Source organism: Parabacteroides distasonis ATCC 8503, assembly GCF_000012845.1.
Taxonomy (GTDB): Bacteria; Bacteroidota; Bacteroidia; order Bacteroidales; family Tannerellaceae; genus Parabacteroides; species Parabacteroides distasonis.
In genome coordinates, this window is sequence record NC_009615.1 from 543,590 (window position 1) to 566,103 (window position 22,514).

19 protein-coding genes and 1 tRNA gene are annotated in these 22,514 nt (G+C 47.3%); 9 read left to right on the top strand and 11 right to left on the bottom strand.

The window, feature by feature from the left end; translation table 11 throughout:
- Positions 1-151: 151 nt before the first annotated feature.
- The 4 genes from BDI_RS02335 to BDI_RS02350 all read right to left on the bottom strand — a co-directional run bounded on the left by BDI_RS02335 (position 152) and on the right by BDI_RS02350 (position 3,323).
- On the bottom strand, positions 152-586 hold the full coding sequence (locus BDI_RS02335; protein ID WP_009017719.1) for a hypothetical protein: 435 nt from the start codon (positions 584-586) through the stop codon (positions 152-154).
- 193 nt (positions 587-779) lie between these two features.
- On the bottom strand, positions 780-2,348 hold the full coding sequence (locus tag BDI_RS02340; protein WP_011966024.1) for a hypothetical protein: 1,569 nt from the start codon (positions 2,346-2,348) through the stop codon (positions 780-782).
- 363 nt (positions 2,349-2,711) lie between these two features.
- Positions 2,712-3,086, bottom strand: coding sequence for a hypothetical protein (locus BDI_RS02345; protein ID WP_227742527.1), 375 nt, complete (start codon positions 3,084-3,086; stop codon positions 2,712-2,714).
- A gap of 9 nt (positions 3,087-3,095) precedes the next feature.
- A complete protein-coding gene (locus BDI_RS02350) occupies positions 3,096-3,323 on the bottom strand; it encodes a Lin1244/Lin1753 domain-containing protein (RefSeq protein ID WP_227742528.1) in 228 nt (75 codons plus the stop codon).
- Between the two features lie 396 nt (positions 3,324-3,719).
- Here BDI_RS02350 and BDI_RS02355 point away from each other — a divergent pair, with 396 nt between their 5' ends.
- The 8 genes from BDI_RS02355 (at position 3,720) to rseP (ending at position 12,043) form a co-directional block, all read left to right on the top strand.
- On the top strand, positions 3,720-5,534 hold the full coding sequence (locus BDI_RS02355) for a glycoside hydrolase family 2 protein (protein ID WP_011966026.1): 1,815 nt from the start codon (positions 3,720-3,722) through the stop codon (positions 5,532-5,534).
- Between the two features lie 95 nt (positions 5,535-5,629).
- Positions 5,630-6,127 carry a GNAT family N-acetyltransferase gene (locus BDI_RS02360; RefSeq protein WP_009276293.1) on the top strand — a complete coding sequence of 166 codons (498 nt, stop codon included), beginning with the start codon at positions 5,630-5,632 and terminating at the stop codon, positions 6,125-6,127.
- A gap of 66 nt (positions 6,128-6,193) precedes the next feature.
- A complete protein-coding gene (locus tag BDI_RS02365) occupies positions 6,194-6,799 on the top strand; it encodes a DUF4290 domain-containing protein (RefSeq protein ID WP_008771685.1) in 606 nt (201 codons plus the stop codon).
- A complete protein-coding gene (gene murA / locus BDI_RS02370; protein ID WP_008780928.1) occupies positions 6,796-8,100 on the top strand; it encodes a UDP-N-acetylglucosamine 1-carboxyvinyltransferase in 1,305 nt (434 codons plus the stop codon). The genes BDI_RS02365 and murA overlap by 4 nt, the downstream gene beginning before the upstream one ends.
- A gap of 12 nt (positions 8,101-8,112) precedes the next feature.
- Complete coding sequence (gene rimM / locus BDI_RS02375) at positions 8,113-8,634, top strand: ribosome maturation factor RimM (RefSeq protein WP_008780929.1); 522 nt, start codon at positions 8,113-8,115, stop codon at positions 8,632-8,634.
- 28 nt (positions 8,635-8,662) lie between these two features.
- A complete protein-coding gene (locus BDI_RS02380) occupies positions 8,663-9,526 on the top strand; it encodes a M23 family metallopeptidase (protein ID WP_011966028.1) in 864 nt (287 codons plus the stop codon).
- A 6-nt stretch (positions 9,527-9,532) separates the two neighbouring features.
- Entirely contained in the window at positions 9,533-10,684 is a 1,152-nt protein-coding gene (locus BDI_RS02385; protein WP_008780931.1) for a 1-deoxy-D-xylulose-5-phosphate reductoisomerase, read from the top strand.
- A gap of 30 nt (positions 10,685-10,714) precedes the next feature.
- Positions 10,715-12,043, top strand: a complete 1,329-nt coding sequence (gene rseP, locus BDI_RS02390; protein WP_008780932.1) for an RIP metalloprotease RseP — start codon at positions 10,715-10,717, stop codon at positions 12,041-12,043.
- 91 nt (positions 12,044-12,134) lie between these two features.
- Here rseP and BDI_RS02395 read toward each other — a convergent pair whose 3' ends face one another.
- The 6 genes from BDI_RS02395 to BDI_RS02420 form a co-directional block, all read right to left on the bottom strand.
- Positions 12,135-12,878 carry a tetratricopeptide repeat protein gene (locus BDI_RS02395; RefSeq protein WP_005855602.1) on the bottom strand — a complete coding sequence of 248 codons (744 nt, stop codon included), beginning with the start codon at positions 12,876-12,878 and terminating at the stop codon, positions 12,135-12,137.
- 155 nt (positions 12,879-13,033) lie between these two features.
- Complete coding sequence (gene ald / locus BDI_RS02400; RefSeq protein ID WP_005865321.1) at positions 13,034-14,128, bottom strand: alanine dehydrogenase; 1,095 nt, start codon at positions 14,126-14,128, stop codon at positions 13,034-13,036.
- A gap of 96 nt (positions 14,129-14,224) precedes the next feature.
- Complete coding sequence (gene secA / locus BDI_RS02405; protein ID WP_005855607.1) at positions 14,225-17,605, bottom strand: preprotein translocase subunit SecA; 3,381 nt, start codon at positions 17,603-17,605, stop codon at positions 14,225-14,227.
- Positions 17,606-17,739: 134 nt separating this feature from the next.
- Positions 17,740-19,326 carry an alkaline phosphatase family protein gene (locus BDI_RS02410; RefSeq protein ID WP_011966029.1) on the bottom strand — a complete coding sequence of 529 codons (1,587 nt, stop codon included), beginning with the start codon at positions 19,324-19,326 and terminating at the stop codon, positions 17,740-17,742.
- Positions 19,323-20,510 carry a DUF4105 domain-containing protein gene (locus tag BDI_RS02415; RefSeq protein WP_011966030.1) on the bottom strand — a complete coding sequence of 396 codons (1,188 nt, stop codon included), beginning with the start codon at positions 20,508-20,510 and terminating at the stop codon, positions 19,323-19,325. Before BDI_RS02415 ends, BDI_RS02410 begins: the two co-directional genes overlap by 4 nt.
- Before the next feature lie 362 nt (positions 20,511-20,872).
- Positions 20,873-20,945 (bottom strand) — tRNA-Gly (locus BDI_RS02420).
- Positions 20,946-21,022: 77 nt separating this feature from the next.
- Here BDI_RS02420 and argB point away from each other — a divergent pair.
- The gene (gene argB, locus BDI_RS02425; RefSeq protein WP_005855613.1) at positions 21,023-21,790 is read left to right on the top strand and encodes an acetylglutamate kinase; all 768 of its coding nucleotides are present in this window, start codon (positions 21,023-21,025) and stop codon (positions 21,788-21,790) included.
- A gap of 51 nt (positions 21,791-21,841) precedes the next feature.
- Here the strand turns inward: argB and BDI_RS02430 are convergent, their stop codons facing one another.
- Positions 21,842-22,510 (bottom strand): 3-keto-disaccharide hydrolase, encoded by a 669-nt coding sequence (locus BDI_RS02430; protein ID WP_005855615.1) that lies wholly within the window; start codon positions 22,508-22,510, stop codon positions 21,842-21,844.
- Positions 22,511-22,514 lie beyond the last annotated feature (4 nt).

Sequence of the window (22,514 nt, forward strand, 5' to 3'; positions counted from 1 at the left end):
ATAATCAAATTGCACGATGAAGTTTAATAAGAGGACAATCTTTCCTCGGTGGTCTTTGGGTTGAGTTTTCTATTTGTCCGATACTTTCCGGGTGTTCTCTTGCGTGAGAAGAATAGTTCCCATTTTATATCACCTAGGGGCGTACCCAGCCTTATGAGAATACAAATGTTATTTTCATGCTTTCATCTAGATGAAAGCAAACTGTATAGGTTATCATATTTGGAAAATAAGAGCTTTCTGCCACTATAGACATCACATCCATAGGCTTTAGATCAAAAACAGTCTTTCCTAAATAATCTGTATATAAAACAGAATCTGGCTTAATGACTGTATTATACCTTTTATACTTTAATATTCCATTTCCTTCATAAGATGCAAGGCCACCAAACTCTGTCGTTATATTAATGTCATAATACAAATACACTTTTGCGCCTGCATCAGGTTTTCTTGAGCTTGTACTTTCTTGGTCATAATAAACCTCTATTTCGGCTTGAGGATCTTCTGGTTTTTCCCCTTCATCGATAATGTCATTTTCACTACAACCAATAAAAATGACCATGAAAAATATGAATAAAGAAGTTCTCATGTTTCTGAATCAGTTTATAATTTAAGAACCTGTTTCTGACAAATTTAGTTTATCAATAATTAAACTTTTATTAATAGTTAGTATTCCAACTATTTTATTTCCTTTAGTTAAAGATATTACATAAATATATTCTTTAAAGATTGCCTTGTGGAATAGGAGGAAAACTCTTTCATTCTCCTCCTATTCATTTTAATTATTTATATACTTTTAATGGTGCAACCTCTATTTTATACCAACCCGTATAATATTTAGGGTTAAATTGCGGATAATAAGTTTTGTCTCCTCTCCTAGGATCTGTATAAACAATGGGTTGATCGCTTATTAAAACAGGATCTCCAAAATTGATATTAACTTCTCCTAGTTCGTCATTAACGTCGTTTCTTTCAGTTGTATAGGTAGTTGTTCTAACCTCTTTAGCAGAGGATCCAAATTTCAGTCCTACCTTATCTGTAGATCCAGTCGTCGCATTAAATTCAAAATTTGCAGCGAATTCAGTTGTAGTTTGGTGGGTTTCAGTTATCTTTGTAGGACTATCAATTTCTTCTATCCTAATTCGAATGATAGGACTATAATTTTCTATATCCCATTCAAACAGAGGTAGGTCAACCGAGATTCTATTGAGTCCATATATATCATTTACAATATAAGACACTTGCCCACCCGAAGAAACTTTTTCTAGGCGTGTATTAAATAAATCTTTAGGCTTTGCTCTGAAACTGGTTGGTTGTATATTTCCTATAGCCGGTTTTGGAGCAATAGTTGGAATTACTTTGAATTCAAACTCCCCGTCTGTCCAACAGATAGCTCTTCCTCCACCAGGATTAGGACCTTGCGGAATGAATTTAGGTTCATCACTACCATCTGATATTTTTTTATATGCTTCTACAGGGTCACCTAACATTTCAAATGAACATAGATATTCCTTATAATTATAATTAAAAGGTCCACGTGGAGATGAGGGTGTAATGTCATAGTATATATAATCTCTTTGCCAGCCATCATTCCTAGTCTGATAAATAGAATAAGCCTCATAGGATTTTGCTAATTTTTCCGGAATAGGCTCGCTTGTTGGTGATCCTCTAAGTGTAACTTTATGGGTTAAATTGTTAAACGCCTCATCAGTAAACATAAAAGTTAAATTACTGTTAGGGTTTTGTATCACCGTTGTTGATGATTTTGTACTCAAATGATTAGCTATTATTCTTTCATTTTCTTTAACTACCACAATGGGGTATCCTGGAATATATTTCGCCTCAATAATATATTCCTCTCCATCACCTGTGTATGCAGTAACCCCATCACTGTCTTTACATCTTATCGCTACATTTGGAATTTCATTTGTGGCATCCCAAATATCTGCTGAAAAACTATCCTCTGGCAATTCTGGGACAAAAATTGTTAAAGCCGGAATAATTTCTTTGAGCTGATATAAATCACTTTCATCAACATAACGCAATAATGCATTTTCAAAAGATTCACCATTTTCTATGATTTCATCTTTGATCAAATCATAAAGAACATCATAATCATAATTGATTTTTTTGATAGCTTCTTTTTTAATAACATGTCTTGCTGCTTCACTCTCTTTTAGTAATTTAGCTAACCCTTTTCCAAAATTTTTCATTAAATCCAATTCGCTTTTGGTTGCGGATAAAGACTTTGTTTCTCTCATTTTCATGGAGCTTGTATCAATCTCTGTAAATTCGTTTTTTTCGCACGCTACGAATAAAACGACAAAAAATAACAAAAAATAAGTTTTCATAACACAATGTTTTTAATGGTTAAACAAAAAAACACTCTCTTTTTCAACATGGATAAATTTTCATCTTTTTCTGCACAGAAATAATTGCTTTAAATATACACTTATTTTTTATTATATTACTATAATAAAAATAATTCACAATAGAAATAACATACATTAACTATTAAAGCGAAAACCTTCATGAGTATGCTGACATATAGAAGCCGTACAGATGAAAATAGATTATTTTCATAAAAACTCGAGCATATTATAAAAATAAAAAATTGATGTTTTTAAATATATACATATAAGATAGATAAGTTGGCTTATATAATTAAATTAACCTAATGATATTTGAGAAGTTGTACAGCAAGCTGTACAAAATTATGGAGAAATGGTGATTATGACGTGATTTCCTTGAGAGATCAGCCCATCGAAATACCTTCGCAGCAACCACGCCATCGCCTGCTGTCGCACCATCGTCAGCCGGTAGTCCTCGCTGATGGGCAGGTGGCCGGGCGGTCGCCAATGGGCGAAGAGGCTCATGGCGTGGCGTTTCTCCTCGGGGGTATCGTGTATCAATCCCCGCTCTTGCAAGGACTGGTAGACACGGGCGGGATAAAGGCGTTCCAGCGGGTAACCGGCCTTGTATTGCTGGAATACCTTGCGGAGAAAGGCAAGCTCACGCTCTTCCTTGTAAGCTTTCAGCCAGCGGGTGAGGGTGTGCGTATTGATTTCCCATGAATTCGCCGTACTCACCTTTCACGCCTAGCTCGAAGCATAGGGATCTTCCGGTAGCGTGAAATAGGGGTACAGTTCGACTAGGTCGTAGGCTGTGATATAATAGCCATTGACATAGATGTCACAAAGCAGGGCAATATATAATAGAAAAGCGTCAGATTCGTATTTGCGCTTTATTTGACGGATTTTACGGTTGCTTAGTAAATCTGTGTCGAGCGGGAAGTAATCCAGCCCCTTTTTAATAGGTCGTGCCATTACTCCTTCTTATCCGGGGATACCCAGGTAAGAAGAATCTTACAATAAGCCGACAATTGGATCGTTTTTTTAATAAGTTGATAATCAGTGTCGTGAAAATACGTAGGTGTTTGCGTTAAAACACGTACATGTTTTTTGGAAAAGTCGTACGTGTTTTTTGAAATTCACGTGCGTGTTTTTCCGGAGGCAACATGGAGGCTAATAGGGATATTTGAGAAATCTACAATAACCTTACCTTGTGAGATTCTGTCACAAGAGATATTCCGTGCATTTTATGGTTAGATCGATTTGGGTGCGGTTCTCCTATTGGTATCCGAGGACGATGTGGATTTTGGATATTTTCTATTATCTTTGTCTGCTGAAAGTGTATTATCAATTCAAAATGTAAATAATATCATGAGAAAATTATTGTTAGCCTTTTGTGCGTTCGCAACGATTTGTAGCGCCGGGGCGCAGTGGAAGCCCGCCGGAGACAAGATCAAGACGGACTGGGCTGAGAAAGTAGATCCCCGGAATGTATTGCCAGAATATCCACGCCCCGGGATGGAACGTGCGGATTGGCAGAATTTGAACGGCGAGTGGGAATACGCTATCCTTCCGAAAGGACAGGTGGAGCCGACGAGTTTCGATGGGAATATCTTGGTGCCGTTCGCCGTGGAATCCTCCTTGTCCGGCGTGCAAAAAGAAGTGGGGGAGAAGAATGAGTTGTGGTATAAACGAACCTTTACGGTGCCCTCCTCATGGAAAGGGAAAGACATCTTGTTGAACTTCGGCGCCGTGGATTGGAAAGCGGACGTATTCGTGAATGATATCTTGATCGGCTCCCACACGGGAGGCTTTACCCCGTTTTCCTTGAATATCACTCCCTATCTGAATGGCAAAAGTACGCATAAGCTGGTGGTGCGTGTATGGGACCCGAGCGATAAAGGCTACCAACCCCGTGGAAAGCAAGTGGCCAACCCGGAGGGAATCTGGTATACGCCGGTCACCGGAATCTGGCAGACCGTATGGTTGGAGCCGGTCGCTTCCTCGCATATCACCTCTATCAAGGCGATCCCGAATATCGATAACGGCGTGATGAGCGTGACGGTCGGGACTTGCTCCGACTCCCCGGTGTCGGACATCGTGGAGGTCAGCTTGCTCGATAAGGGTCAGGTGGTTGCTACCGCCAAGGGCGTACAAGGGAAAGAATTACGCTTGGCCGTGCAAAATCCTACGTTGTGGGAACCTTCCAATCCTTATTTATATGATATGAAGGTGAGCTTGTCGAAGAATGGCAAGAAGGTGGACGAGGTGAAATCGTACACCGCCTTCCGTAAGATATCCGCCGAGCGTGACGCCAACGGCATCATGCGTATGCGCTTGAACAACAAGAACCTGTTCCAGTACGGCCCGCTGGATCAAGGCTGGTGGCCCGACGGGCTTTACACGGCTCCCACGGACGAGGCGTTGCTGTATGATATCGTGAAGACGAAAGCGTGGGGCTTCAACATGATCCGCAAGCACGTGAAGGTAGAGCCGGCCCGCTGGTACTATCATTGCGATAAGGAAGGTATGTTGGTTTGGCAGGATATGCCTAGCGGCGACATGGGTAACCAATGGGCGCCTCATACGTATAACGGTGGAACCGACAAGGAGCGTACCGAGGAGTCTATCCGTAATTATTACAAGGAGTGGAAGGAGATCATGGACCTGTGCGTCTCGAATCCTAGCGTAGTAGTATGGGTGCCCTTCAACGAGGCTTGGGGCCAGTTCGATACCGAGAAGGCTGCCGAGTGGACAAAAACATACGATCCTTCCCGTCTGGTGAATCCGGCCAGTGGCGGTAATTTCCGTGCGTGCGGCGATATCTTGGATTTGCATAATTACCCGGGCCCGGCGATGTACCTGTTCGATCCGGTGCGTGTAAACGTATTGGGCGAGTATGGTGGTATCGGCTTGGCCGTGGAGAACCATTTGTGGTGGAATAAACGCAACTGGGGCTATGTACAGTTTAAGAATAGCGATGAGGTGACCGCCGAGTACGTGAAGTACGCCAAGGAGTTGAAGGCGATGGTCCCGAAGGGTTTCTCCGCCGCTGTCTACACGCAAACCACGGACGTGGAAGGCGAGGTGAACGGCCTTATGACCTACGACCGTAAAGTGATCAAGATCAACGAGGCCGAGGTGCGCAAGGCGAACCAAGAGGTGATCAAGGCCTTGTCTGAGTAGAAGGCTTAGAAAAAATAGTTATTTGACTCGATGATAGATCCGGTCCGGGCAAAGAGAGATTCTTTCCCGGATCGGATTGTTTTAGCGAAATGAATATGATTCGGAATGTGAGTTTGCGAGACGCCAAGGCGATCGTGGATATATACAATGAATATGTCGTGAATAGCGTGGCTACGTTTGAGACGGAACCTTTGCGGGTGGAGGAGATGGAGGGTCGCATAGCCGGGATCTCGGCGAGCTATCCTTATCTGGTGTACGTGGATCAGGATGAGGTCGTGGGATATTGCTATGCCCATACGTGGAAAGAAAAGGCAGCTTATAAATATACGCTTGAGACCACCGTTTATTTATCCCCGAGATACAAGGGCAAGGGGATCGGCCGGCAGCTTATGGAAAGGCTGATCGAGGAATGTCGGGCAGGCGGCTACCACGCCCTGATCGCCTGCATCACTGAGGGGAATGAGGCCAGCTACTCGCTGCATGAGAAGCTGGGGTTCAGAAAAGTATCCCACTTCGAGAAAGTAGGGCTGAAATTCGGGCGGTGGCTGGACGTGGTAGATTATGAATTGATAATTAAGCCTAACGAGAGGTAACTTTCGAATCTCAATTTTCAATTCTCAATTAATATACCTATCTTCGCGATAAACAAAATGTAAAGAATGAAATACAATACAGAAGGAAAAAGATTGACTTTGCCCGAATACGGACGCAATATCCAAAATATGGTGGACTATTGCGTGACTATCCAAGACAGGGAAGAGCGTAAGCGTTGCGCCAACACGATTATCAACATCATGGGAAACATGTTCCCGCACTTGCGTGACGTAAACGACTTTAAGCATATCCTTTGGGATCATCTGGCGATCATGGCCGATTTTAAGCTCGATATAGACTATCCGTACGAGATCATCAAGAAGGAGAACCTGTATAGCCGTCCGCCTCGTATCCCGTACAACAATAACCGTATACGCTACCGCCATTACGGAAAGACCTTGGAGCTGATGATCCGCAAGGCCACGGAGCTGCAACCCGGCATGGAGAAAGACCAGCTCGTGCGACTGCTGGCCAACCAGATGAAGAAATCGTTCCTTACTTGGAACAAGGAAAGCGTGGACGACCGTAAGATCTTCAAGGATCTGGACGAACTCTCCGGCAGCAAGATCGTATTGAGCGAGGAGGAACATAAACTGGCCGAGAGCCGTGATATATTGGCCCGTAATAACAGTGGCGCCCACAAAAGAAACTTTACGCGTAAAGGCAGATGAGCTCGTTCGTTATAGAAGGTGGTTATCGCTTGTCCGGCGAGATCGTCCCGCAAGGCGCCAAGAATGAGGCGCTGGAGGTGATCTGTGCGACATTGCTAACACCGGAGAAGGTGACCATACACAATGTGCCCGATATCTTGGACGTGAATAACTTAATCCAGCTCCTTAGGGATATGAGGGTCAAGGTGGAGCATCCGTCCGCCGATACCTATACCTTTCAGGCGGACGACGTGGACATGGAGTATTTACGTACCGAGGAGTTCCTGCGCAAGAGTGGTAGCCTGCGGGGTTCCGTGATGATCGTAGGCCCGTTGGTAGCCCGCTTCGGCAGGGCGCTGATCCCGAAACCGGGTGGCGACAAGATCGGGCGACGCCGGCTGGATACGCACTTCGTGGGAATCCAGAAGCTGGGCGCTTGCTTTAGCTACGACGCCGAGCGGCAAGTATACGAGATAGAGGCACGCCAGTTGAAAGGCGCTTATATGCTGCTCGACGAGGCTTCCGTGACCGGAACGGCAAATATCTTGATGGCTGCCGTGCTGGCCGAGGGGGTGACGACGATCTATAACGCCGCCTGCGAGCCTTACCTGCAACAACTTTCCACGATGCTGAACCGCATGGGAGCGAGAATCTCAGGTGTCGGTTCTAACCTATTGACAATAGAAGGTGTACGGTCGCTTTCCGGCACGGAGCATACCATCCTCCCCGATATGATCGAGGTGGGTAGCTTTATCGGTATGGCCGCTATGACCGGATCGGAGATCACCATCAAGAATACAGGATATGATAAGCTGGGGATCATCCCGGACGCTTTTCGCCGCTTGGGTATTACCGTGGAGCAGCGAGGCGATGATATTTATATCCCTCGGCATGATTCCTACGAGATCGATACGTTTATCGATGGTTCTATCATGACCATCGCCGACGCTCCTTGGCCGGGGCTTACGCCGGACTTGCTGAGCGTATTTCTCGTCGTGGCTACGCAATCTGTGGGGAGCGTGCTGATCCACCAGAAAATGTTTGAGAGCCGTTTGTTCTTTGTGGACAAGCTAATCGATATGGGAGCCCAGATCATCCTTTGCGACCCGCACCGGGCTACGGTGATCGGGCTGGGCAACCGCTTCAAGTTACGGGGCTCTACGATGGTATCCCCGGATATCCGTGCGGGTATCGCCTTGCTGATCGCCGCCATGAGCGCCGAGGGCACCAGCACGATCCATAATATAGACCAGATCGACCGGGGATATCAAGGGATCGATAAGCGATTGAACCGGATCGGGGCACGTATCACGAGGATTTAAAGATTTTAGGCGATGATTAGAGAAGAAGAGGTTTTCAAGATCGGGCAGTTTGCCAAGCCCCATGGCATCAAGGGGGAGTTGTCGTTGGTGACGAATAGCGATGTGCTGGAAGATGCCGAGGACCCGTACATTGTTTGCGAGATGGATGGTATCTTGGTACCGTTCTTCGTGGAGGATTTCCGCTATAAGACCGATACGGTGGTCTTGGTGAAACTGGAGGACGTGAATTCCGAGGAGGATGCTCGTATGTTTGTGGGCAAGGAGGTGTTTTATCCTTTGGACGCCGTGGACGAGGAGGATCTCGTGGGGGATATGACGTGGGACAGTTTTATCGGTTATACCGTGACGGACGTACAGAAAGGCTATTTAGGAGAGATAACAGACGTGGATGAGACGACAATCAACGTCCTTCTGCGTGTCGATCATAAAGGCGAGGAGCTGTTGATCCCAGCCGTGGAGGAGTTGATCACCGAGGCCGACCATGAGGCCCGTAGCCTCACGGTGTCTTTGCCGGAGGGACTGATTGATTTATAATTGAGAATTTATAATTGAAGATTAGGGGTTGAAAAAGAAGAATACGAAATCGTTTTGGCACCGGATCCGGTTTAAATATAAACTTTCCTTCATCAATGAGGGGACGTTGGAGGAGGTGTGGTCTTTCCGGCTTTCGCAGTTATCGGCGTTTGTCACTTTGGCGGTGTTCGCCTTTTTCTTGATCGCCGTTACCGCTTTTATCATCATCAAGACACCGATTCGCAACTACTTGCCGGGTTATCTCGACGTGGAGGTTCGCAAGGAGATTATGCAGAATGCCTTGCGGGCGGATTCGTTGGAGCGTATGATCGAGATCCAGTCCCTTTATCTGGATAACGTGGCCGGAATCCTTTCCGGTACGATGCCCTTGGACTCGATCCGTCAGATAGATTCTTTGGCTAGCAACGATATTAACTATGAGATTCCTCGTAGCAAGGAAGAGACTCGCTTCGTGAAAGATTACGAGGAAGAGGAGAAATATAATTTATCGGTATTGACCGACCCGGGCAAGGTACCGATCGAGGGGGTCTTTTTCTATAAGCCCGTGAATGGCGTGGTCACCTCTCATTATGAGACGGATGTCCATCATTATGGCGTGGATCTGGCCGCGGCCCCGAAGGAGAGTGTCTTGGCTACGTTGGATGGTACGGTGATCTATACCGGTTTCGATCCGAACCACGGAAACGTAATTCAAATACAACATAAGAACGGATTCATCTCGGTTTATAAGCACAACGAATTGTTGCTGAAAGAGGTGGGAGACCATGTGGTAGCCGGTGAGGCGATCGCTCTGGTCGGGAATACGGGAGAGTTGTCTACCGGGCCGCACCTGCATTTCGAGTTGTGGTATAAGGGCAATCCGGTGAATCCGGAAGAATATATAGCTTTTTGATATTCCATGAAAAAAAGACAGTTAGCGATATTAGGCTCGACCGGTTCCATCGGAACCCAAGCCTTGGAGGTAGTGAGCGAGCATTCCGATCTTTTCGAGGTGTATGCCTTGACCGCGAATAACCAAGTGGACTTATTGATCAATCAGGCCCGGAAATATATGCCGGAGGTGGTGGTGATCGCCAACGAGCGGAAATATCCCGAGCTGAAAGAGGCCTTGGAGGACTTGCCGATCAAGGTATGGGCGGGTGCCGACGCTATCGCCCAGATGGTGCAGTCGGAGCCGATCGATATGGTGCTGACGGCGATGGTGGGTTATTCCGGCTTGCGACCGACGATCTCGGCGATCAAGGCGGGAAAGGCGATCGCCTTGGCGAATAAGGAAACTTTGGTCGTGGCCGGCGAGCTGATCATGAAGCTGGCCGCCGAGCATAAGGTGCCTATCTTGCCGGTGGACTCGGAACATTCGGCCATTTTTCAATGTTTAACAGGTGCGTACGATAATCCGATCGAGAAGATCTTGCTGACGGCTTCCGGCGGTCCGTTCCGGCGGAAGACGCTGGAGGAGCTGGCTACCGTGACGAAGGCGCAGGCCTTGAGGCATCCGAACTGGACGATGGGGGCGAAGATCACGATAGACTCGGCCTCGATGATGAACAAGGGCTTCGAGATGATCGAGGCGAAATGGTTGTTCGATGTCACGCCGGATCAGGTACAGGTGGTGGTGCACCCACAGTCGGTGATCCACTCGATGGTGCAGTTTGAGGATGGCGCCGTGATCGCCCAGCTGGGAATTCCCGACATGAAATTGCCGATCGCCTACGCTTTCTCGTTTCCGACACGTATGAGGAGCATGGCGCCCCGTCTGGATTTTAACCAATATTCGACTTTGACGTTCGAGGAGCCGGATATGGAACGTTTCCGCAACTTGGCTTTCGCTTTCGAGGCGGCCCGCCAAGGAGGGAATATGCCCTGTATCTTGAATGCCGCCAATGAGGTGGTGGTGGCTGCCTTCCTGCAAGATCGTATCGGCTTCTTGCAAATGAGCGACGTGATCGAGCGGACTATGCGGAAAGCCTCGTTTATCGTCAATCCCTCGTATGAGGATTACGTGGCTACCGACACCGAGGCTAGGCGGTTGGCGGCCGAGTTATTTTGAAATAATTTAAAACAGAACAAACAATAGTAGATGGAAACTTTTTTGATTAAGGCGTTACAGCTCATCTTGAGCTTATCGATACTGGTGATTGTCCACGAGTTCGGGCATTTTATCTTCGCCCGGATTTTCAAGGTGCGGGTAGAGAAGTTCTACCTCTTCTTCGATCCGTGGTTCTCGCTATTCAAGTACAAGCCGAAAAACAGTGACACGGAATACGGCGTAGGCTGGCTTCCGTTGGGAGGATATTGTAAGATCTCCGGTATGATCGACGAGAGTATGGACAAGGAGGCGATGGCCCAGCCGCCCAAGCCTTACGAGTTCCGCTCCAAGCCGGCCGGACAGCGTTTGATGATTATGGTAGCGGGCGTGGTGTTCAACTTCTTGCTGGCTTTGTTTATTTATTCCATGATATTGTTTACGTGGGGCGATACGTACTTGCCCTTGAAGAACATGAAGATGGGTATGAATTATAGCGAGACGTTCCAGAACGTCGGTTTTCAGGACGGTGATATCTTGCTGAGAGCGGACAATGAGGAGTTGGAGCGTTTCGGTAGCGACAGTTTCCGCAAGGTGGTGGAGGCAAAGACCGTGACGGTGCTCCGTGACGGGCGGGAGACCGTGATCTCCATACCGGAGGATATGATGCAACGTTGCATGCGTGACGGAAAAGGCTTCGCCGATCCTTTGCGTATCCCGATGGTTGTTCGTGAGCTTCCCGACAAGAATGCCCCGGCGGCTCTTGCCGGCATGCAGCCGAAGGATAGCGTGGTGGCTATTAACGGTGTGGCTACCCCGACGTTTTATGATGCCTCTGGGTTATTGTCAGAGAATAAGGGTGAAGAGGTGACAGTAGATTTCTACCGGAACGGCCAGTTGGAGTCCTTGACCATGAGGACGGACTCGGCCGGGAAAATTGGCGTAGCGGTGATGTTGCCTACGGATCTCTATCAGACCGTGACCCGCAAATACGGTTTCTTCGAGTCGTTCCCCGCCGGTATTAAATTAGGTATTAATACCTTGAAGGGATATGTGAACGACATGAAATATGTGTTTACGAAGGAAGGTGCCTCCAGTTTGGGCGGTTTCGGTACGATCGGCGGATTGTTCCCGTCTGTCTGGGATTGGCGGATTTTCTGGGAACGTACGGCTTTCCTATCTATCATCTTGGCGTTCATGAATATCTTGCCGATTCCGGCCTTGGATGGCGGACACGTGATGTTCTTGATCTATGAGGTAGTGGCCCGTCGCAAACCGAGCGATAAATTCCTAGAGTATGCCCAAATGGCAGGTATGTTTATCCTGTTCGCTTTATTGATCTATGCGAATGGAAATGACATCTTCCGCTTCTTCTTCAAGTAGCGTATGTCTCTACAGCTAGATACAAAAAACCTCCCGGATCACTTTTCTATGTGATCCGGGAGGTTTTTTTGTATGAATAAAGTCCTCTTTCTTATTTCAGGATGTCGTTGATAGAAGCGAGGATCTTCTTGGAGTTCTCGTCTTTCGGGTCGAGTTCGACTGCCTTTGTCAAATATTCTTTCGCTTGCTTGAAGTCTTTGTCGGCTTTCGCTTTCTCGGCGTTGTATTTATCCGGCTCGGAAGTAGCGATCGGGGTAGCGGCCTGTAATATCTTCGCTCCGTTGCCATACAGCATGGCGCCAAGGCTGTAGTAAGCGTTGCTCTGGTAATCCTTGTTCGATACGGCTAGGACCTCTTTGTACATTTTCTCGGCACCGGCCAGATCTCCCTTCTTTTGGGCGGCTTGTCCTTGTTTGATGCAGTAACCGTAAAGCAACTTTTCCAGATTGGTCTTATTCTTGTTTCCATCGGGAATCACTTTTAATCCCTCTTTTACCGTAGTCAGGAATTCTTCTGTCTTGTTTAAGTTACGGTAAGCCATGGCCTCGCCTACATAAGAGTCGTCTACGTTGTAGTTCATCTTAACGGCCATGTCGAAATACTTGGCGGCCTCGGCGTAGTTCTTCGCTTGATTAGCGGCGTATCCGCAATTGAAGATACGGGCCGTGTCTTGGTAATTGTTTTGTTTCAAGTATTCGCCGTATTTTGTTACGACGGTAGCGTAATCTTTTGCTTTCAAAGCAGCGTCACCTTCATCTCTTAATTTGTCAGCGTCTTGTGCGAATAGGTTTCCGACACATAGGCATAAAGCCACTAATAAAACAATTTTCTTCATGGTAATTATTAAATTTGATTGATTTTGTGCTCTAAGTTAAGGCGTGCGGGAAAAGAAGCCAAGATATTTTACGTTTTTTAGAAAACAATAAAAATAGAAAACATAAAAAAGGGATTGCCGCAAGCAATCCCTACTAATGAAAGATTCTTTGGAACTTATGCTTTGAGTGAAGGAAAAGCCTCTGCTACGGCGGGGTAGACAATCTTTCCTTCCACGATGTTTAATCCCAGTTCTAGGCCCGGATCTTCTTCGCAGGCTTTTTCCCAACCTCTGTCGGCAAGCTTGATCACGTACGGCAGGGTAGCGTTGGTCAAGGCTAACGTGGAAGTCTGCGGGACCGCTCCCGGAATGTTGGCTACGCAGTAATGGAGGATATCGTCTATCTCATAAACCGGATTGGCGTGCGTAGTCGGATGGGAGGTCTCGAAGCAACCGCCTTGATCGATGGCTACATCTACCAATACGCTGCCCGGTTTTAATAATTTCAACATATCCCGGGTGATCAAGTGCGGGGCCTTGGCTCCGGGGATTAATACGGCGCCGATCACTAAATCGGTTGTGGGTAATTCCTGTTCGATCGTATGCGTGGAAGAGAACAACGTCTTCACGTTTTTCGGCATCGTCTCGGACAGATAGCGTAAGCGGGGAAGCGAGATGTCGGCGATCGTGACATCGGCGCCTAGCCCGGCGGCCATCAAGGCGGCGTTGTGGCCTACCACACCACCGCCTAAAACCAATACCTTACCCGGTTTCACGCCCGGCACGCCACCTAGCAATACGCCTTTGCCACCTTGCGGTTTCTCAAGGAAACGAGCGCCTTCCTGTACGGACATGCGTCCGGCCACCTCACTCATAGGAATCAAAAGGGGTAACGTATGATCTGGGTTCTCCACGGTCTCGTAAGCCAGACAGATGGAGCCGCTCTTTATCATGGCAAGGGTGAGAGCCTCGTCGGATGCGAAATGGAAGTAGGTGAAGACAAGCTGTCCTTTGCGTACCAAGGGATATTCGCTGGCGATCGGTTCTTTTACTTTTACGATCATCTCGGCAATTCCATATACATCCTCAATGGACGGGAGTATCCGGGCCCCTGCCGCCACATAGGCATCATCGGCGAAACCACTGTTTATACCAGCCGTGTGTTGTACATACACGGTATGACCTCTTTTCACCAACTCTTTGGCTCCGGCGGGAGTAAGAGCTACCCTGTTCTCGTTGTTTTTGATTTCTTTTGGAATTCCAATAATCATAATGGTAGCATTTAATGGGTTTATATGCCTGCAATATACAAAAAAGAGGAACAGATTGGTATTCTGTCCCTCTTTTTTTATCTTATTTCTTGTTCCTTATAAACCTTGTCCGTGGCAGTTCTTGTATTTCTTGCCACTTCCGCAAGGACATGGATCATTGCGTCCTACTCGTTTCTCGGCACGGACCGGAGCTTGCTTCGGTTGAGGTGCCTCGGCTTGGGTGTTGTTTCCGCTCAAGTCTGTTTTCTCCGTGCGGTAACGGCTCATATCCTCGTGCTTCTCCGGGGCGGCCTCTTGTACGGCGATACGTTGACGGGCTCTTTCCTCGGCGATCGCTTGGGCGGCTTGCTGGGCTACGGCCGCTTGACGGGCTTGCATGGCTTGGCGTTGCTCCTCGGTCGGCTCCTCACGTACCGGGATCTGTCCACGCATCAAGATGGCGGCTGTCTTACGGTTCATGTTGTCTACCATTGTCTTGAACAGGTTGTAAGATTCAAGTTTGTAGATCAACAAAGGATCCTTGTTCTCGTAGCTAGCGTTTTGTACGGAGTGGCGCAACTCGTCCATCTCACGTAGATGCTCTTTCCATCCCTCGTCGATCATATGCAATACGATTGATTTCTGGAAGGATTTAACGATTGCCTTACATTCCGTGTCGTAAGCCTCTTTCAGGTTACAAGATACATTATACATGCGCTTGCCGTCCGTGATAGGAATCATGATGTTCTCGTACATCGCTCCTTGATTCTCGTACACTTGCTTGATGACCGGGTGAGCGACTTGCGTCATGCGTTCCATGCGACGTTTATAAGTCTTCAATGCCTCCTCGAACAATTTCTCTACGAGTTGCTCCGGTTTCATGCTCTTGAATTCGTCTTCCGTGAACGGACTTTCCATGGCGAATGTCTTGAACAATTCTAACTTGAAGCCCTCGAAGTCCTCGGCGTGTTGATCGGCGATAGCCGTAGAAGTATCGTAAATCGTGTTCAATACGTCCAGACCGATACGCTCTCCCATCAAGGCGTGGCGACGGCGGGTGTAGATTACGTTACGTTGTGAGTTCATCACGTCGTCGTATTCCAACAGACGTTTACGGATACCGAAGTTGTTTTCCTCTACCTTCTTCTGGGCACGTTCTACGGACTTGCTCAACATATTGTGCTCCAGAACCTCGCCTTCCTTGAAACCAAGCTTATCCATCAAGCCGGCGATCTTCTCGGAAGCGAATAAACGCATCAAGTCATCTTCCAGTGAAACGAAGAATACGGAAGAACCCGGGTCTCCCTGACGTCCGGCACGACCACGTAACTGACGGTCTACACGACGGCTCTCGTGACGTTCCGTACCGATGATCGCCAAACCGCCTGCGTCTTTCACGTCCTTGGACAGCTTGATATCGGTACCACGACCGGCCATGTTGGTAGCGATCGTAACCGTACTCTTTTGACCCGCCAAGGCCACGATCTCGGCCTCTTTCTGGTGCAACTTAGCGTTCAATACATTGTGCTGGATCTTACGCATCGTAAGCATACGGCTCAATAACTCGGAGATCTCTACGGATGTCGTACCCACCAATACCGGGCGGCCTGCCTCCGTCAGCTGAACGATTTCCTCGATAACAGCGTTATATTTCTCACGTTTTGTCTTGTAGATACGATCGTTCATATCGTTACGGGCGATCGGTCGGTTGGTCGGGATCACTACTACGTCCAATTTGTAGATATCCCAGAACTCGCCTGCTTCCGTCTCCGCCGTACCGGTCATACCGGACAGCTTATGGTACATACGGAAGTAGTTCTGCAAGGTGATCGTGGCGAATGTTTGTGTAGCGGCCTCTACCTTTACACGTTCCTTAGCCTCGATCGCTTGGTGCAGGCCATCGGAATAACGACGTCCGTCCATGATACGGCCCGTCTGCTCGTCAACGATCATGACCTTGTTGTCCATAACCACGTACTCATCATCCTTCTCAAATAAGGTGTAAGCTTTCAATAATTGGTTGATGGTATGTACACGCTCGCTCTTGACGGAATAGTTCGCCAATATCTCGTCCTTTTGGGCCTGTTTCTCTTCCTCGGTTCCTGTCATATTCTCCAATTGGGATAATTGGGAAGTGATATCGGGAAGTACGAAGAAGGTCGGGTCGTCCGTCTTACCGGTCAATAGGTCGATACCTTTATCCGTCAATTCGATACTGTTGTTCTTCTCGTCGATCACGAAATACAACTCATCGGTCGCCTCGTGCATATGGCGCATATTCTCGGACATGAAATATTCTTCCGTCTTCAACATTTGAGCTTTTACGCCTTGCTCGCTTAAGAACTTGATCAACGCCTTGTTGCGGGGATATCCCTTGAAGGAGCGGTACAGAAGGATAGAGCCTTCCTCAACGACCTTCTGGTCATCGCTAGCCATTTTCTTCTTGGCCTCGATCAATAATTTGGAGCAAAGGTCTTTCTGCGCGTTCACGACAACCTCCACGTTCGGGCGGAATTGCTCGAATAATTGTTCCTCGCCACGAGGGATCGGTCCGGAGATGATCAGCGGCGTACGAGCGTCATCGATCAATACGGAGTCCACCTCATCGACGATGGAGTAGTTATGCTTGCGTTGTACCAAGTCTTTCGGGCTGATCGCCATATTGTCGCGCAAGTAGTCGAAACCGAACTCGTTGTTCGTACCGAACGTGATATCCGCCTCGTAAGCCTTACGGCGAGCCTCGGAGTTCGGCTGGTGCTTGTCGATACAGTCTACGGAAAGCCCGTGGAACATATAAAGCGGTCCCATCCACTCGGAGTCACGTTTTGACAAGTAATCATTCACGGTTACCACGTGTACACCGTTACGTGTCAAGGCGTTCAAGAATACCGGAAGGGTAGCCACCAAGGTCTTACCTTCACCGGTAGCCATCTCGGCGATCTTACCTTTATGAAGAACGACGCCACCGAATAGCTGAACGTCGTAATGGATCATATCCCAAGTGATCTCGTTACCACCGGCTTTCCAGTGATTGGCGTAGATCGCCTTATCGTCCTCGATGCGGACAAAGTCGAAACGAGCGGCCAGATCCCGGTCGAATTGGTTAGCGGTAACTACCACTTCCTCATTCTCGGCGAAACGGCGGGCCGTATCTTTCATGATGGCGAATACCTCGGGCAAGGATTGCTCCAGTACTACTTCCATCTTGTCCGTGATGGCTTTCTCAATTTTATCTACCTCGGCCCAGATCGCCTCACGTTCTTCCAGTTCCTTATCCTCGATGCCTTTGCGAAGCTCTTCCACTTGCGCTTTCTCCTCGGCTACGTAGTCTTGGATACGTTGTTTGATCTCATCTGTTTTCGCACGCAACTCGTCGTTCGAGAGTGCCTTGATTGACGGATATACGGCCTTTACCTTATCTACGTAAGGTGTGATTTCTTTAAGGTCACGCTGCGACTTATTGCCGAACAGCTTCGTCATAAACTCATTAAATCCCATGATTCTTATGTTAATGGATAGTTGAGCAACTATCGTCTGTTATTACTTTGTTGTTTGAATAATTAGATAATAATAAATAGAAAGAAGAGCCACACAACCCTTGATAATTATCAACTTTAATAATCAATTCTCTATTATTTGGTTGTCAGCTCCCAGAGCGGCAAGCTTTGCGTAGCGTTTGGTGGCCTGATTCTTAGCACATGGGTTACCGTGGGGGCTACCTCAGTGGCCTTGACTTCGCGGTAGATATGTTGGGGTTTCAACCCGTTGCCCATAAATACCAGCGGGGTGATAACAGCATTATTGCGTATAATCTTGACTTTTTCTTTCGGATTGTCGAGGTTCACTTTCCAACCGGGTTGCAACTCGATGATCAGATCGCCCCGTCTCAGATGGTGCGTACCTTGACGGAACTTGGCGGTTCCCTCGTTCCAGTCACCCGTAAGCAAGCTTCTACCCGTAGTGACGAGTTGTACGCCACTAAATTCCTGTATGAATTCGGCGGCCTTGTTCTGTAAAGTCGTCAAATCCAGCTTGGCGTCTTCTATCGCCTTGCGGTTCAAGTAGATCTGGTTGTCGTAGTATCCTTGTACCCAGCTGGTATGTTGGCCGTAAATGGCCATCAAGTACATATTAAGCAGGGCTAGACAACGTTTCGGGTGAAACTCGCCACCGTTCACCATCAAGCCGTCCGGATAAGACTCCTCGCTTTTATAATAACCGGAACCGGTGAAGACTACCAATGTATTGGCCAAGCCCACTTTCTTGTCGATCGTATCCAATAGCTTCTCGATGTCTTGATCGAGTTGGTAATACGTATCTTGAATCTCCCGGGTGTATTCCTTGCTCATCGTACCCCGGTAATTGCCCGCGTAGTACGTGATAGACAACATATCCGGGCAACTGCGTGTACCAAACCCTCCGTACTCTAGGAACTGGAGGGCCAAACGATTGATCTCCTTATTGATGAACGGCGAGGTCTTCAGGTGCGGATAGCAGTTCGCAAACTTCTCGCTGAACGTATAGCGGAAAGGTAGATCGTCTAATACGTAAGGAAAGGCATTGTATTTCTCCATTGGAAGGGTAGGAGTCCATACCATGGTTTCCAAGCGTGACGCCAAAGATTCCGGGCCGTTATTATAGCGGTCTACGTACCAAGGGATTCCCTTATAATACGTCGTGGTAGCCCATTTCCCGTTGGTGTTATCCATCCAGAAAGCTCCGTTCGCCGCATGTCCGGCGGAAAGGATGGCGCTCTCGGCATCCGGGGCGATGGAATATACGTCGCTTCTTCCTTGAGAGGCGATTTTCAACTCGTCGCCGATCGTGGAACTGAATAAATTCTTGGGCGAATAATTCTCTTTCGTGTAATTACCCAGATATTCGGGATCATTTAAGATCGAGACCTCTTTCTCTTTCTCGAAATCAAATGTCTTATCTCCGGCGATACCGCTGAAGCAAGGGTTGCTTCCGGTAAAAAGAGTCGCGAACGCGCTGGCTTGGTCTATGTCAGAGAACTCGAAGCGGATATTGTTATACACCAACCCCTCGTTCATCAAACGCTTGAAGCCCCGTTCGCCAAATGTATTATAAAAGTATTCTATATAGTCGCCCCTTAGCTGATCCACAGTAATACATACCACCAATTTGGGGGTACGCTGCTGCGCCTCAAGGTTTGTTACCACGAGGATAGCGATAAGTGACGTTATAATTTTTCTCATCCGATTCTCCATATCTTTCTGTAAACACCCCAACCCGAACGAACCCAAATCGAGGCTACAAGCGGAATAAAGGCACTGTTTAGATGTTGCGGAATGAAATGCCATCCCAGTAACATCAGCGTAAGCGCCGCAAAGTTAATAAAATGATAGTAATATGCAGCCTTCTTCAGCTTTTTTACGCAAAACAAAATAACAGCGATCAAATCGAGCGGCTGTAACCATACCAAAGACCAGTTCGGCCACGTGCAGGGATGGACGGATATGAAGCTAAGAAAGAAGAGGATGACACCTCCGGCTCCGGCTACCGAGAAAAGGACACAATCCACCCACAGGAAGTATTTTTTTTTGCGCCATTCGATCCAAGTAAGCCCTAAAACGATTCCGAACAGAAGCCAAGTGCAGACTAAAGGGGTGAATAAATCCCAGATATCTTTTTCCGGCTCGTCGGCTTCCCCGGCTCCGATCACGTGGGTCTCGCTCACCAATGGGCGGATTGTCCCGTCCGGGCCCGTGATGGTGGCTTTAGAGAACGCTTCTTTTAGATAAGGGGGGAGGAAGAGCATCTCGTGCTGGGTGGCCTCCCGGTCGGTGGGGCTGCCTAGCGCTAGGTCGCATCCGAATGTGAGCCACGGATGGTTTCGGGTACAATAATTAATAAGATCCCGGAAGGTCTGGGATTGATAGGGATACTGATAATCGACGCTCCCGTTGATCTCCTTTTCCAAGATCGCGGCAGGGCGGGTAGCGCAATTATCGAAGAAGAAGTTATAACGATATACCCTGTTCTCCGGCCTGTAATTGATAAGCAGGGCGTCCCATATATGCTCTTTCTCTTCTTGGGTGAGGTTCAATACTTGTTCCGTGATATCGCTGCCCCGCATTTGGTACTCGATCACGTAGTCTTGGAAATCGGCTACTCCCAGTTTATAATCCGTCTCTCCTTTAGCGAATCGGTAGATAAAATTAGGTTTGGAGAAATCAAATATACCGTAATTGAATATATAATCTATATTTTGCTTGGGATCGTATATGCGTAGAGCGGCATGCCCGTACACGGTGAATACCTCTTCATCGTACGGTGCGCTGGTCATCAGACTGATACGGGCTTCCTCGCTCAGTTTGGGTTGCGCCATCGCCGATAGGGAAAGAATCCCCAGCAGGAATAGAAATATGCTTTTTGTCATTCTCTTCTTGATTATTTGACGCAAAGGTAGATTATTTTTCTTAAACAGTATAGATCGTTTAAGCATAACATATGGCTTTATGTCGAGAAAAGAGATAGCTTTGTTTTTATTATAAAGGGAAAAGGAAACTTGGTTACGTCTTTGATTATAAGAGTGTTGCAGTTTTTGCGGATTTTTTTTTAAGAAACTTTAGTTTCTTCTAGGGAAAACAAAAGTTTTCCTATGAGGAAACAGAAGTTTCCCTTGCACAAAACTCTAGTTTCTAGCTAGAGAAACAGACGTTGCTTTTAGAAGGAGCATTGAGGAGATAAAACAAAATTAGGCGACCATCCTTATTTGGATAATCGCCTAATGCCTGATAGAGCGGTAGGCGAGGCTCGAACTCGTGACCCTCAGCTTGGGAAGCTGATGCTCTACCAACTGAGCTACTACCGCATTGCGAGTGCAAATGTATACAAATCTTTCTTTTTTTAGTAACTTTGGCGAGAAAATTTTATAAAAAAGAATTAAGTATGGAAAAACTAGTCTTGATAAAGGTAGGAGGGAAGATCGTTGAGGAAGAAGAAACGCTTCGTCAATTATTGAACGATTTCGCTGCTATCGAGGGATATAAGGTCTTGGTGCATGGGGGAGGACGCTCGGCTACCAAGCTTGCCGCCCAACTAGGGATCGAGAGCAAGATGGTGAACGGTCGCCGTATTACAGATGCCGAGACCTTGAAGGTCGTGACAATGGTCTATGGCGGGTTGGTGAATAAAAACATCGTAGCGGGCTTGCAGGCGTTGGGCGTAAACGCTTTAGGATTGACTGGTGCGGACATGAATTTGATGCGCTCCGACAAACGTCCCGTGGCAGAGGTGGATTATGGTTTCGTAGGCGACGTGAAAGAGGTGAATGCCGATTTGCTAGCCTCTCTTATCCATCAAGGTATCGTGCCGGTACTGGCTCCTCTTACACATGATAAGCAAGGCCATATGTTGAATACGAACGCTGATACGATAGCGGGAGAAGCCGCTAAAGCGTTGGCGAAACATTTTGAGGTGACATTGATGTTCTGTTTCGAGAAAAAAGGCGTTTTGTTGGACGAGAACGATGATGAGAGCGTGATACCGGAAATCGATCGTATAGCGTTTAAGGGATATGTAGAACAAGGAATTATCCAAGGGGGCATGATCCCGAAGCTGGAAAACGCTTACCAAGCGATAGACGCCGGGGTGAAGCAAGTGATTATTACGCAAGCCTCGGAGATTCACCAAGGAAAAGGGACGAGAGTCTTTTAAATAGATGAGGGGCTGTTTATGGCCCCTCACGTACATTATATAATAGGTCTATCAAAGACTCCGAATCTTGATATTACGGAACCAGATTAATGAATCTCCATGTTTTCCTTGTAATCCGATAAATCCTTTGGTCGGTAATTCGGCGAAAGGTTTGGGCAACCAACTTGGGATATCGCTTCCATCCGGGTTCTTGGTGCCGGAAGTCCATTTGCTCATATCCATTTCGGTAACTTTCTTTCCATTGAGGATAACCATGATATGTTGTCCGGCGCATTTGATACGCATATGATTCCACTCTCCGGGTTTTTTGACTACCTTGTCTTGCACGGCGCCTAGATGTCCGTAAATGGCTCCGCATTTCTCATACGGCTTGCCGTTTCCCCATTTTTCACAATGGTCGTCCGCTATCTGTATTTCTACCGAGTTGGGTATCCAATCCTTCGTGTCCGTACAGTAAACGACTACTCCGCTGTTCGTGCCCACGTCGGTCTTAAAATCAAGATCCAGCTCGAAGTTCTCATATTCATCCTTTGTCCAGATAGACTCGTCCTTCACGGCACCTAACACGCCATCAGTCTCGCTCCAAACTTCCGGATTGTAGTTGGCGTTTTCCAGATTTTTACCGAAGAGAGGCTTCCATTTATTGTTATCCGCCGCGAATGAGGAGAATGTACTTGCCACACACCATAAAGTAGCCATGGCTAAAAGAAAATGTTTCATGCTA

What these genes read in the sequence shown, in the direction of transcription:
- BDI_RS02335 (WP_009017719.1), bottom strand. Translation starts at nt 586, where the DNA reads ATGAGAACTTCTTTATTCATATTTTTCATGGTCATTTTTATTGGTTGT.
- BDI_RS02340 (WP_011966024.1), bottom strand. Translation starts at nt 2,348, where the DNA reads ATGAAAACTTATTTTTTGTTATTTTTTGTCGTTTTATTCGTAGCGTGC.
- BDI_RS02350 (WP_227742528.1), bottom strand. Translation starts at nt 3,323, where the DNA reads ATGGCACGACCTATTAAAAAGGGGCTGGATTACTTCCCGCTCGACACA.
- BDI_RS02355 (WP_011966026.1), top strand. Translation starts at nt 3,720, where the DNA reads ATGAGAAAATTATTGTTAGCCTTTTGTGCGTTCGCAACGATTTGTAGC.
- BDI_RS02360 (WP_009276293.1), top strand. Translation starts at nt 5,630, where the DNA reads ATGATTCGGAATGTGAGTTTGCGAGACGCCAAGGCGATCGTGGATATA.
- BDI_RS02365 (WP_008771685.1), top strand. Translation starts at nt 6,194, where the DNA reads ATGAAATACAATACAGAAGGAAAAAGATTGACTTTGCCCGAATACGGA.
- murA (WP_008780928.1), top strand. Translation starts at nt 6,796, where the DNA reads ATGAGCTCGTTCGTTATAGAAGGTGGTTATCGCTTGTCCGGCGAGATC.
- rimM (WP_008780929.1), top strand. Translation starts at nt 8,113, where the DNA reads ATGATTAGAGAAGAAGAGGTTTTCAAGATCGGGCAGTTTGCCAAGCCC.
- BDI_RS02385 (WP_008780931.1), top strand. Translation starts at nt 9,533, where the DNA reads ATGAAAAAAAGACAGTTAGCGATATTAGGCTCGACCGGTTCCATCGGA.
- rseP (WP_008780932.1), top strand. Translation starts at nt 10,715, where the DNA reads ATGGAAACTTTTTTGATTAAGGCGTTACAGCTCATCTTGAGCTTATCG.
- BDI_RS02395 (WP_005855602.1), bottom strand. Translation starts at nt 12,878, where the DNA reads ATGAAGAAAATTGTTTTATTAGTGGCTTTATGCCTATGTGTCGGAAAC.
- ald (WP_005865321.1), bottom strand. Translation starts at nt 14,128, where the DNA reads ATGATTATTGGAATTCCAAAAGAAATCAAAAACAACGAGAACAGGGTA.
- secA (WP_005855607.1), bottom strand. Translation starts at nt 17,605, where the DNA reads ATGGGATTTAATGAGTTTATGACGAAGCTGTTCGGCAATAAGTCGCAG.
- BDI_RS02410 (WP_011966029.1), bottom strand. Translation starts at nt 19,326, where the DNA reads ATGAGAAAAATTATAACGTCACTTATCGCTATCCTCGTGGTAACAAAC.
- BDI_RS02415 (WP_011966030.1), bottom strand. Translation starts at nt 20,510, where the DNA reads ATGACAAAAAGCATATTTCTATTCCTGCTGGGGATTCTTTCCCTATCG.
- argB (WP_005855613.1), top strand. Translation starts at nt 21,023, where the DNA reads ATGGAAAAACTAGTCTTGATAAAGGTAGGAGGGAAGATCGTTGAGGAA.
- BDI_RS02430 (WP_005855615.1), bottom strand. Translation starts at nt 22,510, where the DNA reads ATGAAACATTTTCTTTTAGCCATGGCTACTTTATGGTGTGTGGCAAGT.